The sequence below is a fragment of the Listeria monocytogenes genome (assembly GCF_013282665.1).
GTDB classification, from domain to species: Bacteria; Bacillota; Bacilli; order Lactobacillales; family Listeriaceae; genus Listeria; species Listeria monocytogenes_C.
Genome location: NZ_CP054041.1, coordinates 955,724 through 970,431, shown reverse-complemented (window position 1 = coordinate 970,431; position 14,708 = coordinate 955,724). Strand labels below are relative to the sequence as shown.

Here is a 14,708-nt window from a genome sequence, read left to right as displayed (position 1 = left end):
AAACCGACAAAGTCATTTGGCTTTGTCGGTTTTTTTGTACGTAAAATAAAAATTAACTTGAAAAATATCACATTTTCGCATAACCTTAAAGTAGACATATCTTTTTACCTTCTAGACCGAAATCAAGGAGGTAGGCCAAGTGGTACAATTTGATGCTCGAAATATGGCGTTGCTCGAATCGCTCGTTGTGGCGAATGTATATCTTGCACCCGAAAAATTACAAGAAGAACTAGGGATTTCCAAACGAACACTTCAATATGATGTGGAAAAAATTAATAAAGAATTAGATAATATAGGACTTGATGGTATTCAGTCCGTTCGTGGACAAGGGTATTATTTATTAGAAGAAGAAAAACCGACAATGAAAGAAATCCTTGAAAATAGGGAAGCGAGCCACAAAGTCTTTTCAGCTAGTGAACGTCGCATCCGTATTTTATTTTTTCTGCTTGTAACAGATGCGCGAGTAATTATTGATACGATTAATGAATGTAATGAAGTCAGTCGTAATACAAGCTTACAGGATATTAAACAATTAAAGTTAGCGTTAAAACAGTTTAATTTAGAGCTCGCATATGACCGTAAAAATGGTAATGTGGTTCTCGGTGATGAGCGAAGTATCCGCCAATTTTTTATTCATTATTGTATGAATAACGAAGAAATCGCAACCGCAGACCAGTTGCTCGCTTTAATGAAAATTAATCCGATGATAAAAAATCAGGAGTTATTTCCCAAATTAGACACGATTTTCGAAATTTTAGCTGTAACGGAGAAAAAAATTGGAATTCGTTATACAGATGAAGTCCTCGAACGCATTGGTATTATGATTTTCTTCTTTAAGGAACGAATGAAGCGTCACTGTTATTTAAATGAACATGAAGAGCATGAAGTAGAATCTTTTGATATTGCTCAGGAAATTTATCAGCAATTGCAGCAAAGCGAGAATTTTAAAATAAATCATGCGGAAATCACTTATTTAGGTAAACTTTTGCTTGGTGCGAGTCGTTTGAATGACGATGCGGCTGCTGAAGGAAAACTAGATCTCATCGTTGAAAAAATCATTGCTGAATTTGAACGCCTTGCTTGCGTGAATTTTGAAGACCATCGTAATTTAAAAAAAGATTTATTGCTCCATTTACAACCAGCCTACTACCGGCTTAAATTCCAAATTGAGTGGATTAATCCGCTACGGACAGACATTAAACAAAGCTATAGTGATGTGTATGAGATTACGAAAAAATCACTCGAACCGCTAGAAGATTTGCTTGGTGAAACAATTCCTGAGGATGAAATAGCATACGTAACAATCTTGTTTGGCGGCTATCTTTCACGCAAAAATAATACTTTAGTTGAACGAAAAAAACTCTTAATCGTTTGCTCCAAAGGTGTTGGAACATCGCGAATGATTGAACGGCAATTATCGCAATTACTCGGTGAACGGGTAGAGATATTAGAGCCAATTTCCATCCGTGAATTTGAAAAAGGACTGTATGCGCCAGATTTTATTGTTTCTACTTTGCCGATTATGGAACCGAAAGCACCAGTTTTTATTGTGAGTCCGATATTGACCGAAGCGCAGAAGCAACAATTGATGAAGGCGATTGCCCCGCACATTTTACAAAAGGACTCTGATGCACGCATGTTGTCTTCTGTGCTTGATGTAGTGGATCAGTATGCCAAAGTAGAAGACCGCGAAAAATTGGCGGCTAAGCTGAAGTCAGTATTGTTCCAAGTGCAATCGGACAGTCAACTAGAAAAATCTCCAACACTTGAAGAACTTTTACCGAAAGAACGAATTACGTTTAAAGAAAGTGTGGCGGATTGGCGTGAAGCTATCCAAGTTGCCTCGAAATCTCTCCAACAAGAAGGCTATATCTCGAGAAATTATCAGTATGCGATGATTGAAAATATTGAGAAACTCGGGCCATACATCGTTATTGCGCCAGGGATTGCACTTCCTCATGCTTCTGTGGATGACGGGGCGTATCGTGTTGGGATGAGCTTGTTGCGACTAGATCAGCCGGTTTCATTTTCGAGTAAAGCGAAGGATCAAGTTAAATTAATTATTGTGCTCGCTTCCATTGACTCCTACACACATATTAATGCGCTGAGCCAACTCACCAATTTAATCATGAAACATCACTTGCTAGAGCAGATGGAACAAGCAACATCAGCAGCAGAAATTGCCGCAATGTTAACCATAAAATAAGCGATAGAGCCAGTGGGGCACCAAGATGCCGCGCTGGCTTTTTTGTATGCTCGCTAACAACAAAATGTAACAGTCTATTTTTTGCACTTTCGAAAAGAAAGGAATTGGGCTTTTTTAAATGATTGCACTACAGCTATAATAAGAGTGTAAGTTATTGATAGCGCTATCAATTAGTTAGAAGGGATGAAGAGATATGTCTTTTTTGGATAAAGAGCTTGTGAATCTGCATGGATCAGCTAAAAATGCTGACGAAGCTATCGTGCAAGCAGGAGAATTATTAGTGAATGCAGGTTATGTGAGCGAGCAGTATGTAGAAAAAATGGTGGAATCTTATCATGAAAATGGTGCGTACTTTGTCATTGCACCTCAAATAGCCATTCCGCATGCAAGACCAACGGATGGTGTGGAAAACTCTGCCGTATCACTAGTCGTATTAAAAGAAGGCGTGAATTTCGGACACGCCGCGAATGATCCCGTACGATTAGTTTTTGGACTCGCAGCTACTTCGAGTGAGGCACATTTGAAAGTCATTCAAAAAATCGTCTCCTTGCTTAGTAACAATGATAATATTGAAAAATTGATTCAGTCAGAAGATTACCAAGCAATTGGAGAATTAGTGGAGGGATAACGATGAAAATTTTAGCTGTGTGTGGACTTGGTCAAGGAACAAGCCTAATTTTACGAATGAATGTAGAAACAGTTTTACGTGACATGGGAGTTGACGCAGACGTGGAGCACATTGATGTATCAGCTGCTCGCTCGATGAATGTGGATATTATCGTAACAAGCCAAGAGTTAGCAGAAACACTTGGAACAGATACAAGTGCCAAAGTAGTTATCGTCAACAACTATTTTGACAACGCAGAAATTAAGACGGCATTAACTGAAGCAATCAATAGTTAAATAAGACAAAAAAAGGTGGGAAAAAAATGGAGATTATTACGTGGATTGCCAATAACTTTTTTGGAACCCCAGCCATACTTTTAGGTTTTATCGTACTTCTCGGGTTACTTTTACAGAAGAAAAATTTAAGCCAAGTTATTAGCGGAACGTTCAAGGCAATTATTGGATTCTTAATTATTAACGCTGGTGCGGCTGTTATTACTGGTTCCCTTGGGATTTTCGAACCAATGTGGAAAGAAGTATTTGGGTTAGAGACACCGCCACTTGCAGGATTTTTAGGACAAGAAGCCTTTAATGCAAAATTTGGTAGTGCCGTAACACTTGCGATGACTCTTGGATTTTTAGTCAACGTATTATTAGCAAGATTTACACCATTTAAGTACATTTATTTAACTGGTCATATGATGTTCTGGACAACAACCATTTTTGCAGGAATTACTGTGCAAGCTGTCGGTGGAGATATTCCGTTCTGGGGACTTGTACTTTTCTTAGCAGTAATTATGGGTCTTTACTGGACATTACAACCAGCAATTACACAACCATTCTTACGTAAAATTACTGGGAATGATAACGTCGCGTTAGGACATACTTCATCCAGTGTAGCGATTCTATCCGCTTTGCTAGGGAAAGTGTTTGGGAATAAGAAAAATGATGCAGAACATATTAATTTACCAAAAAAATTAGAGTTCCTACGTGACTCGAACGTTATTACAGCTCTAACAATGGGGATTCTGTTCGTCGTCGGGGCAGTGATTCTGATGGTGAAGAAAACACCAGGAGCAGAAAAATTAATCGCAGAAGCTGGAAATCAAAGCTTCATCGTATACTCCATCGTTCAGTCCTTTACGTTTGCCGCTGGTATCGCCATCGTTCTTGTAGGTGTGCGGATGTTTATCGGTGAAATCGTACCGGCATTCAATGGTATTGCAACAAAACTTGTACCGGGTGCGAAACCTGCGCTAGATGCACCAATTGTTTATCCATATGCGCCAAACTCCGTAATCATTGGTTTCGTGGGTGCGTTCATTGGAGCGATTATCTGGTTAGTAGTACTTGGAAATACAGTTGGCTACGTGTTTGTGCCAACAATGATCGTTCTCTTCTTCCACGGGGCAGTTGCTGGGGTATTCGGTAACTCAACTGGTGGGGTGAGAGGAGCATTGATAGGTGGATTCTTAACAGCTACGGTTGTGGCTTGGGGACAATATATTATGGTTACCTTCTTTATCAATACGACTGTTCCAGATACAGCCATGTGGGCAGCCGACTCAGATATGTTTATCCTCGGACCAATTGTCAGCATGTTAGCGAAATTATTCTTTTAAGTAAAATCTAAACCTCTTCCTTGTTTAGCATTCAAGAGGAAGAGGTTTTTTGAAAGGAAGTTTTAAAAAATGAGTTTTATTCGTACTTTTTATGGAGATATCGCCCCTGATCAGTTGGGCTTCACTTATTCACACGAGCATATCGTTTGTGTGCCGGCTTACTGGCAAGAACGAGATGCCGATGATTTACTTTTGGATGATAAAGAAAAATCGCAGCTTGACGTACAAGATTTCGCAGATTTAGGCGGAAAAACAATTGTCGATGCAACGGCGGTTGATTATGGCAGACGCGTGCTCGATGTGGCGCAAATTTCCCAAGAAACGGGCATTCAAATCGTTGGAACAGCTGGCTTTAACAAAAGTTTCTTATGGGACGGAAAAATCAAACCAGAACTGAAGCCAATCATCGGGGATTTTGAAACCTATTATGAATGGATTGAACATACTCCTATAGAAAAACTAACGGAATTCGTTGTAAATGAAGTCGAAAATGGGCTTGAAGGAACGCCGTATAAGGCCGGTCAGGTGAAATTTGGTACTGGCTACAATATGATTACACCTTTAGAAGAAAAGACGATACGCGCGGTTGCTAGAGCGCATCACGAGACAAAAGCGCCAATTCATTCTCACACAGAAGCAGGAACGATGGCTTTAGAGCAAATTGAGATTTTAAAACAAGAAAATATCCCGTTAGAATATCTTTCTATTGGGCATATGGACCGCAACCTAGACCCGTATTATCACAAGCAAGTTGCAAAAACAGGCGCATTCATGTCATTCGATGGCATTGCAAAAATCAAATACGCACCAGAAAGTGCTCGGATCGCCGCAATTCTATATCTAGTTTCGGAAGGTTTTGAAGACCAGATTTTAGTTAGTGGTGATACAGCGCGCAAAACCTATTATAAACATTACGGACATGGCCCGGGCCTTGAATACATCGCCAAAAAATGGGTGCCACGCTTTATTGACGAAGCAAACGAAAAAGGCTTTGACGGAGAAAAGTTAGTCAAAAAATTCTTCGTAGATAACCCGGCAAGATGTTTTACATTTAAAAAATAGGAGGCGAAAGCTGTGTTATATGCAGATGAAAATTCATTTGATATTGGCGCAAAAATCACGAAAACCAAACCAGTCATTTTGCCAATAGGAGCAGTCGAAGCGCATGGGCCCCATTTGCCACTAGGAACAGACAATATTTTAGCGTCAGAATATTCTGCGAAAATAGCGGCGGAAACAGACGGATTTGTACTTCCAGTATTGCCATATGGCCAAGTTTGGAGCCTGCAAGATTTTCCTGGAAGCTTAACATTATCTAATGAAACAGTTACAAGAGTAGTCATAGAAATCGGGGAAAGCCTTTATAAACAAGGATTTCGGCTGTTTGTTCCAGTGAGCGGACACCTTGGCAATATGGCGGCGCTCAAAGATGCTGCGCGCGAACTATATGCAAAATATCCGGATATGGTTATCTTGCACATTTTTTACCCGAATATCCAAAAATTAGCAATGGACGTGCGCGAAGGAAAAGCTAATCATCATACGTACATTCATGCTTGTGAAATTGAAACATCTCTCATGCTCTACTTGTCCCCAGAAAATGCAGATATGAGTCGTGCCATAGATGATCCGCCAATTTTACCAATCGATGCGGATTTCACCCCAACCCCGTGGCAAAATTTCACGAAGACAGCAGTTCTGGGAGAAGCAACTTTAGCAACGGCAGAAAAAGGCGAATACTTGATTGAAAAAACGTTAAAAACATGTGTGGAGTTGATAAAACTTGAACAAGAAAAAATTCGAAAATCTACCGAAATGGAATAATTTTGCGCTATTCAATTTTTTAGCGAAAGATAAAGAAAATAGTCTGGAAGTCATGGAAGCGGCGCGCGGTTTTGCTGTTCCGGGAATCGTTGCAACGAACTATGAAACAGCAGAAGAAGCCGCAAATGTGGTGAAAGAATTGCAAACAACAGCTCCAGTTATTAGTGTTGGCCTAGGTGGTGGCGGAGACTGGCAAAACTGGCGTGATGTTCTTCATATTGCTCGTCTTGTTCCAAACACTCATATTAACCAACCAATCGAAACCTCGGGATTAACAAATGGCTTGCTCCCGGAAACATACACTAATGCACTCGTTCGTCCAACCGGGAAAGTTGGCATCGTCAAACTATCTTCCGGAGACGAAATTACCGCAGAAGAAGCTGTCGATTATTGTTTATCCGCCAACATCCCGTCCATCAAATTTATGAGCATTGAAGGCACAAAATATTTAGATGAACTAGTTTATTTAACAAAAATTGCAGCAGATAAGGGCATTTATGGCATTGAGCCGGCAGGAGGGATTGGCGCTGAAAACATCCTTGAAATAACAACCGCCATCAAGTCCACAGGAATTCCCTTTTATATGCCGCATATTTTTGGAAAAACAATTGATAAAGTCACAGGTCGGACAAAACCAGAAGAAATCGCGAAAATTTTTGCTGCTTTGGAGGGGAATTAAATGATTAATAATTACATCGATATTACGGTTCGTTTATTAGAAAACATTCTTGATAATGAAGCGGATTATGTAAAAGAAGCAGGAGCGAAGGTAGCCGAGTCCATCGAAAACGACGGAGTAATCCATTTATTTGGTTGCGGTCACTCGCATATTTTAACAGAGGAAGTATTTTACCGTGCAGGTGGGCTTGCGGCGATTCATCCGATTTTACATGAACCACTTATGCTTCACGAGGGAGCTGCGGCGTCATCTGTCTTGGAACGAAAAAATGATTATGCAAAAACATTTATGGCAGAGGAGGATATCCGTCCTGGCGATATCATGATTGTGTTATCAACATCTGGGCGAAACCCCGTACCAATTGATGTTGCTGAAATTGCGCGCGAAAAAGGTGCATTTGTTATCGTGATTACTTCGCTCCAATACTCCGCTAGCCAAAAATCTCGTCACACATCCGGAAAACGTTTATCTGATACAGGGGACATTGTAATTGATAACGGTGCCGTCAAAGGAGATGCCGTCCTAAAATCGGCAAACTTCGATATTGCATTTGCTCCAACATCGACGGTAACGGGCGCAGTCATCTTGCAATCTATTTTTGCAGAAGCAATCGAAAAAATGGTAAACGACAACTTTACACCACCAGTATTTATTAGTGGAAATGTTGAAAATGCCGATGCACATAACCAAGCACTTGTTGATAAATACAACGAGCGAATTCCATTGCTTGGAATGAATTTATAAGAAAGAAAAGTCTAGGTTAGCGCCTAGACTTTTTTGATAGGTTAGAGTATTTCTATAGATTGCGCTATAATTAAACTAAATAAAAACGATAAAGGAGTGTGGCCGATGGATTCAGCATATGTATTTGATAGCGAACAAGCAACGAAATTATTGATGAAGAACTATGAGTTAGTGAAAACGAGTGGTGTTAGTTTTATCGATAAACGAATTCGCTTTCTGATTGCTCGTCTTTTTGCGGGAAATAATGAAGTGGTTAATCCGGAGAAATTTAGTGAAATAAATAAAGAAATTAAGCGACAACTAGGCATGTTCACAGCGCTAAACGGGAATGTTCGTGCATCCTTGGTAGGATTACTTATGGCAAACAATAATGCCAGCGGTGAGAGCGTTCAGCAAGTAATTGCTAACTATAACACGTTAATCCAAGCGGGATTCCAGCGCACAGAATATACTTACTTTGCGGCATACTTATTACTAGAATCAGAAAATCCAACAAAGACGGCCCAAAAAGCAAAAACAATCCACCAACTTTTCAAAAAAGATCACCCATTTTTAACCAAAAGTGAAGATGTGACAACGGCTGTTTTCTTAGCTAATCTTCCGGAAGAAAATACCACGAAATTGGCAGAAATAACAGAGTACTATTTTCAAGCGTTCGCCGCGAAAGGTTTCCGCAAGAATGATAGCTTACAATTTTTGGCAACAACGGGAACACTTTTGTACGGTGAAAAAGATAGCAAATTCATCCGGAGAGTAGATAATATTGTAGAAGAACTACGTCAAAAAGGGATAAAAGTAAAACCGCTACATTACTCAAGTATCGGGATTTTAGCTTTTGTCATGGACGGGCGAAAAATCGATTCAGGTTTAGTAAACTTAATTGATGAATTGCAGCAACAACCAGGTTTGCGATTCGGACGGGAATTCGTTACAGCTCTGGCGATAAGCCTATATACAGAAAAACAATCAGGGCAAATGAGTAAGGAACAATTAGAAGGATTAATGGTCAATGTGCATATTTTAATCGCGATGGAACAAGCGGCAGCAGTAAGTGCGGCAGCGGCAGCGAGTGCAGCCGCCGCATCTAGTTAATACAAAAAAACTGGTAAGCCTTTTGCGGCTCACCAGTTTTTTGCTATTTAAGGACTAACATAGTAATCATTACTTTTCTTAGGTGGATTAGACGAACTTAAAACGTAATCTTTCAAAAATGAATTTGGTGCAGAATCCCATAACGCCATACCGTCAGATTTTGGAGGGGCAGTTCCAGCGAAGAAATACATGTTATTTAATCCCATGGTATCTGCCATTTTTTCCTTATCTGCTTGGCTGTATTTATCATAAGATTCATCGGTCATTAAATCCATCATTGCCTTATCGTAGCCACTATTATAAAAAGTTTCGTAATCAAATTGATTAAAATGAAGCAAATTTTCATCCTTAGAGCCTTGTGCTTTTGCCCAAGCTTCCATATCTAATTTTTGTGATTGATACGTGAAGTTTTTGTTTTTTGCGCTATAAGTAATATTGCCATATTTATGCGGGAAAACAGAGAGGGCATTAGTTACGATATCGGTGATTTCTTTGCCATCTGTGCTTTTCGCAGAGCGGATATTTTGCGTATGAATATGACCACTTAAAGAAAAATCCATAGAGCCTGTCGTAAGAGCATCAATTACTTGTTGATTATAATTAATCGTATAACCTTTTTGGATGACATCATTATGATCAGTTAAATTATGGTGCAAAACAGGGATAAGTTTAGCACCATTTTTCTTAGCAAGCGCACTGCTTTCTTTTATCCAATCTAATGTTCCTGCTGTTAGTCCACCTTCTGTTGTGGGATTTCCTTGCTGCATATTTGTTTTATAAATTGCTGTGTCTAACATTAGTAGCCATACTTTGGAAGAAGGAGCAGCTAAATAACTCAGCGAAAACTCATCTCTTGAAATAGCGTCTCCATATCCAAAGTCACTATAAATTTTACTGAAATCTGTTGGTGATATAGTGTCGGTTGGTAACTGCTTCTCTTTTTCAAATTTGCGGGCCCAAGGATTGTTAATATCATGATTACCCGGAACAACAAAAACTTGCGTCCCATTTTTCTCTACTTGAGTAAGTTTTTTGGCTAACTCCTCATGACTTGTTTTTTCACCGTTGTTCGTAAGGTCGCCGCTAATAATAAGAACGTCTGTCTTTTTGGACTCGACATCCGCTAAAAAAGCATCGGTTATTTCATCACTATAAGCTAACTGTTTCCCATCACCCGCAGCCACATATTTTTCAAAAGCTTTTCCGTTGTCGGTTAGTGATGGAGCAAAGTAATGAACATCCGTCGTTACGACCATCGATAAATTACGGTCTTTCTCAATTGGCGCAGTAATTTTTTCCGTTTTGCCACTTGCAGAACCACAAGCGACAAGAGAAAAAGATAAGAGTATCGGTGTAACTATTTTAAAAAATCGAATCACGTTAACCACGCTTTCATGTTTGTATTTTCACAATGAGTTCCGGAATTTAGAACAAAACTCAAAATGTAAGGAGCAATGTTCTAAACGGTTTAGATATCTCGATCTAAAATATTTTTCGTCAAGCGGTACATATCATCACGATACGTGCCAGCTGGTAGCTTTTTGATTTCGCGAAGAGCTTTATTCGTATATTTATTAGCAAGCTTAAATGCCTGTTCGACACCATTATATTTAGAAATAAGTGCTAAAACTTGTTCAGAAGCCTCATCCGTCATATCTAGTTTTTGTGAAAGAAGTGGCTCAAATTCGGACAAATGACCTTTCATCGCATAAATAAGTGGTAGAGAATAAATACCTTGCTTCATATCATTTAAAACGGGTTTGCCAAGGCCTTCATCCGTACTTGTGTAATCCAGTACGTCATCAATAATTTGGAAAGCCATGCCAAGATAATGTCCAATATTATAACATTTTGCGACTGTCATACGTGTTGCTTTACTACCTGTTGCACCGGAGTAGCAACTAAGCGCAAATAATTGTGCTGTTTTACCAGAAATACGCGTCAAATATTCACGAACAGTCACATTCATTTTGTAGCTTGTGCGCATTTGGTCTAGTTCGCCCATTAAGATTTTTTCGATATTTTTACTATTAAATTCAATGTTCTCCACGGAAGAAGCATGCGCGGATAAAATTTTGAAACAGATGCAGAATAAATAATCACCTGTATAAACAGCATAATTGCGGCCATATTTAGAATGAATCGTCGGGATCCCGCGGCGTAACGGAGAATCATCAACGACATCATCATGAATCAACGTTGCCATATGCAGTACTTCAAGTGCAGCAGCAATAGAAACAGCGCGGTCTTTATCATAATCAGGACCAGCTTGCGCAGAAAGAAGCGCAAAAGCAGGACGTAGCAATTTTCCGCCAGCATGAATCAAATCTTTCACATTTTGCTCTACGTGTTTATCACGAATTTGAATATTTTTTTCAATCGTTTGTAAGACTTCTTGTAAATCTTTGGAAAGTGCAGGATACTCATCCCACATAGCATGAAGTTGCATATTGAACTCCTTTTTTTAAAGTTATTTTTGTGCTGCTTGACTTTGTTTAGCATCAGCGAACATCCGCAAAGTTTGGACGTTTTTTAGCAGGTAATTTGCTGCAATCCCAACCGCAATGCCAGAAAGAATACCGATGAAAGATAATACTGGCAAATAAAGCATAACGGACCAAGTGCCTGCAATCCAACTTGCAATCACGAGCTGTCCAACGTTATGTAAAATCCCACCGGTAACACTAACGCCAATAATGCTCACACGTTTCGGTCCGAGTAGTTGTACGAGCCACATCCCAAGAAAACTCAAGATAGCTCCCGCCGCACTATACATAAAAGTCGAAATAGTCCCACCAAGTAAAGTGGATAAAACTAATCGAATGCAGATTATCATAAATGTATCTTTTGCTGATAGCGTATAAAGTGATATACACGTAATAATATTAGCAAGACCAAGTTTCGCCCCAGGAGCAAATGCAAATGGAAACGGAATAGCCCGCTCGAGTAAACTAATGACGACCGCTTGAGCAGCCAGAAGTGCTATATATACTAATCGTCTGTTTTTTGTCATAGAAACACTTTCCTATCTATTAGAGGATAAGGTCAGGAAGAGATAATCGGATCATCTGAATCGCCTGAACTCCCGTCACTCGCTTTTACTTCAATTACTAGTTTATGTGGAAGACAAACGACTGTATCTCCTTGTTTATCAATTGCCCCAGTCCGAACGCATACCTGATCATTACAGTTCGCTTTACTAATTCGGATTTCTTCCCCCGAAACCTCAATCGTGTTAGTATGTCCATCTGGTTGCTTCACATCAAAGCTTTCCGTTCCTTTATGTCCAGTGAGCGTAACAGTCTTATATTCTTTATTATCCACAGAAATAACCGCAACAAGCTCTTTTTTTCCATTAGCAGGAGCCGGTTCATTCGCTTTTACATATGAAAAAATAGCAATCGGCAAAAAGGAGAGTATACAAAGAGATAAAATAATAATAATATCCCAACGCTTCACCATAGAAAGATACTTCTTCACCGTATTGCCTCCTTTCAGAATGTCATGTACAAATCCTATTTTAAAGGATAATCCCTAAATATAATAGGAAAAAGTTTAAGAAATCAACAAATAATAAAAACGGAAGCACCTCCTATGCCAAAACTGGCTTTTGGATGCACTCCCGAGTTTTTATTTAAAATTTTAACTAACTAATTTACTTGTCTCTGTAAACGGATCTTGGCTTACCGTACCACCAATGACCAAGATGTTTTTGGAACCAAGGAACAGCCCAATAATCAAGACCAAATGTGCGTCCAGCGCCATTTAGAAGTGCGATAGAAGCTGGTAACGCCCAGAATTTGTCCCAACCAAGCATAGCGCTTAGTGTAAACATTACTAGGAATCCAGCACTTCCGATACTTACAAGCCAAGTGAATAGACCAACTACCATAGCAAGACCAATTGCAAGTTCAACAAAAGGTACAACTTTTTGCATTACTAGAGCAACGTCAAGGTTTGGCATAAGAAGTTTCATAATCCATTCGAACCAGCCAGGCATATGACTAAGAATTGGAGTAGTTACGTTTGTTGCAGCAGCCCCAGCAGCGTCACCGGCAGCTTGACTTGCGCCAGATGTAGCAGCAGTTTGTAGCCATTCGAATGGCATTTTAGAGCTAGTTGCAGTTAACCAAGAGTCAGAACCGATACCGTTAAATAAAGGTTTTAAGTTTGTAATACTTACTTTATCCCATGTAGTTTCACCGTAGATTTTAGAAAGAGCTTCGTCAATCCAGAACCAACCTAGATATACACGTAAAGGAAGAACCCAAAGTACGTTACCGTAACGAGAAGTCCAACCACGGAAAATATTGCGGTGATCTTTAATATGGAAGAATTCATGCATGATATATTGCCACATGTAGTAACCACTGCGGATACCGAAGAAGTAATACAAGTTAACCATATGTTTCATTAAAATAGCGAACCAACCAGATAAGTGCATACCACCAAGGTGAGCAACACCGTATTTAGCTCCGATAGAAACCATTACCCCGTGATATTTACCTTGGAATGGTTCTTTCTCGCCAGTACCGCTCATTTCAACTATGATGCTTTTCGCTGCAGTTAATGCAGTTTGTTCAGCACCTTCAACGATTTGCGGAGTTGGTTTGCCTTCTTCATCTTCAAAGTAAGCAAGGTCACCAACGACATAAACGTCTTTAAGACCTTCAGCTTCCATATATTGGTTTACTTTCAAACGACCTGCGCGAGCAGATTCCATACCGTAATCTTTTGTATCAGAGTTAGCGCGAACACCAGCAGTCCAAATTAATGTGTTTGTTGGAAGTTCTTCGCCAGATTTAAGTACGATGCTTTCAGGTTTAACTTCAACAATAGCAGCATTTTTCATGATTTCAATACCTTTTTTAACCATGTAACGTTCTGCTTTGTCAGCGTCTCTTCTTTCAAGCATGTTTAGGATAGTTGGAGCTGCTTCTACTACAACTAGTTTAATTTCAGATGCGTCAATTTTATTATCTTTAGCAAGACGATCTTTCCATTCTAAAAGTTCCCCAACCATTTCGATACCAGTAAATCCAGATCCACAAACAACGAATGTTAACATTGCTTTACGTTTTTCAACGTCTTGTTCGCGAGATGCTTTCGTTACAGTTTCTTCAATATGATTGCGTAACTTAACAGAATCTTCCCAAGACCAAAGTGTAAAGCCATTTTCGCCAACACCAGGAGTCCCAAAATCATTAGGTTCTCCGCCCATACCAAGTACTAGGTAATCAAACGGATAACTTCCGTGCTCTGTTGTTACAACTTTTTTATCATGATCTACATGTGTCACGTTATCAGTTACAAGATTAACTTTTGTTCTATTAAACAAGCGACGTAAATCATATTGAATTGCAGTTGGTTCAACACGTCCACCAGCAACCTCATGTAGTTCAGTCATCATTGTATGGTACGAATGACGATCGATTAATGTAATATTAACGTCTTTGTCTTTCTTGTATTTCTTAGCTAATTTCTTAGCAGCGTGTACACCTGCATATCCTGCCCCAATTAAAACGATATTCTTTTCAGGCATATGCTTCCTCAACTCCTTGTAAGTTTATTCACAAAAATAAAATGAGTCCAAAATTCCCCACAGTATTATTATAACCTATCATAGTTTAACAGAAACCTCCCACTAATGTCTAGATAGTAAAGAACAATTCTAATCTAAATTTTAAAAATAGGTCTTTGTGCAAATGTTACATAAATAAGCAGGCTAAAAGTCCTTATTTAACATAGGATGTTAGACATTTTTGTTTGCTATTTCGCTAGAAAAGGTTGACCTAAGATATCTTTTGTATATCAATAGTCATTATTTTGAAAATTAGATGAATTATGTCTTTAGAATTACAGTAGACAAAACCGGACGCTGATGGTATCATTTGTATTGTAAAAGTGATATCGCTTTCGCAGACTATCGGTTTGT

At 39.2% G+C, this 14,708-nt stretch carries 14 protein-coding genes; 9 read left to right on the top strand and 5 right to left on the bottom strand.

Features of this window, described 5'->3' with window-relative positions; genetic code table 11:
- The first annotated feature begins 139 nt into the window (after positions 1-139).
- The 9 genes from HRK21_RS04970 to HRK21_RS04930 all read left to right on the top strand — a co-directional run bounded on the left by HRK21_RS04970 (position 140) and on the right by HRK21_RS04930 (position 8,773).
- Positions 140-2,206: a BglG family transcription antiterminator gene (locus tag HRK21_RS04970; protein WP_003739864.1), complete on the top strand. Its 2,067-nt coding sequence runs from the start codon at positions 140-142 to the stop codon at positions 2,204-2,206.
- 193 nt (positions 2,207-2,399) lie between these two features.
- Positions 2,400-2,834: a PTS sugar transporter subunit IIA gene (locus HRK21_RS04965; protein ID WP_003739863.1), complete on the top strand. Its 435-nt coding sequence runs from the start codon at positions 2,400-2,402 to the stop codon at positions 2,832-2,834.
- Positions 2,835-2,836: 2 nt separating this feature from the next.
- Entirely contained in the window at positions 2,837-3,109 is a 273-nt protein-coding gene (locus tag HRK21_RS04960; protein ID WP_003739862.1) for a PTS sugar transporter subunit IIB, read from the top strand.
- Between the two features lie 26 nt (positions 3,110-3,135).
- On the top strand, positions 3,136-4,434 hold the full coding sequence (gene ulaA, locus HRK21_RS04955) for a PTS ascorbate transporter subunit IIC (protein ID WP_003726308.1): 1,299 nt from the start codon (positions 3,136-3,138) through the stop codon (positions 4,432-4,434).
- Between the two features lie 69 nt (positions 4,435-4,503).
- Positions 4,504-5,496, top strand: a complete 993-nt coding sequence (locus tag HRK21_RS04950) for a phosphotriesterase family protein (RefSeq protein ID WP_070006577.1) — start codon at positions 4,504-4,506, stop codon at positions 5,494-5,496.
- A gap of 12 nt (positions 5,497-5,508) precedes the next feature.
- Positions 5,509-6,258, top strand: a complete 750-nt coding sequence (locus HRK21_RS04945) for a creatininase family protein (RefSeq protein WP_070006576.1) — start codon at positions 5,509-5,511, stop codon at positions 6,256-6,258.
- Positions 6,218-6,937 carry a KDGP aldolase gene (locus HRK21_RS04940; protein WP_070006575.1) on the top strand — a complete coding sequence of 240 codons (720 nt, stop codon included), beginning with the start codon at positions 6,218-6,220 and terminating at the stop codon, positions 6,935-6,937. The genes HRK21_RS04945 and HRK21_RS04940 overlap by 41 nt, the downstream gene beginning before the upstream one ends.
- Complete coding sequence (locus tag HRK21_RS04935; RefSeq protein ID WP_003728550.1) at positions 6,938-7,681, top strand: SIS domain-containing protein; 744 nt, start codon at positions 6,938-6,940, stop codon at positions 7,679-7,681.
- Positions 7,682-7,786: 105 nt separating this feature from the next.
- Positions 7,787-8,773: a DUF4003 family protein gene (locus HRK21_RS04930; protein ID WP_070006574.1), complete on the top strand. Its 987-nt coding sequence runs from the start codon at positions 7,787-7,789 to the stop codon at positions 8,771-8,773.
- 47 nt (positions 8,774-8,820) lie between these two features.
- Here the strand turns inward: HRK21_RS04930 and HRK21_RS04925 are convergent, their stop codons facing one another.
- From HRK21_RS04925 to HRK21_RS04905, 5 genes are all read right to left on the bottom strand, one after another.
- Positions 8,821-10,152, bottom strand: a complete 1,332-nt coding sequence (locus HRK21_RS04925; RefSeq protein WP_070006573.1) for a cyclic nucleotide phosphodiesterase — start codon at positions 10,150-10,152, stop codon at positions 8,821-8,823.
- Between the two features lie 89 nt (positions 10,153-10,241).
- Complete coding sequence (locus HRK21_RS04920) at positions 10,242-11,222, bottom strand: polyprenyl synthetase family protein (protein ID WP_069887408.1); 981 nt, start codon at positions 11,220-11,222, stop codon at positions 10,242-10,244.
- 21 nt (positions 11,223-11,243) lie between these two features.
- Positions 11,244-11,786, bottom strand: a complete 543-nt coding sequence (gene eetB, locus HRK21_RS04915) for a flavinylation system FAD exporter subunit EetB (protein ID WP_070006572.1) — start codon at positions 11,784-11,786, stop codon at positions 11,244-11,246.
- Between the two features lie 32 nt (positions 11,787-11,818).
- Complete coding sequence (eetA, locus tag HRK21_RS04910; RefSeq protein ID WP_003733042.1) at positions 11,819-12,253, bottom strand: flavin-based extracellular electron transfer system protein EetA; 435 nt, start codon at positions 12,251-12,253, stop codon at positions 11,819-11,821.
- 175 nt (positions 12,254-12,428) lie between these two features.
- Positions 12,429-14,315, bottom strand: coding sequence for an FAD-dependent oxidoreductase (locus HRK21_RS04905; RefSeq protein ID WP_003728545.1), 1,887 nt, complete (start codon positions 14,313-14,315; stop codon positions 12,429-12,431).
- Positions 14,316-14,708 lie beyond the last annotated feature (393 nt).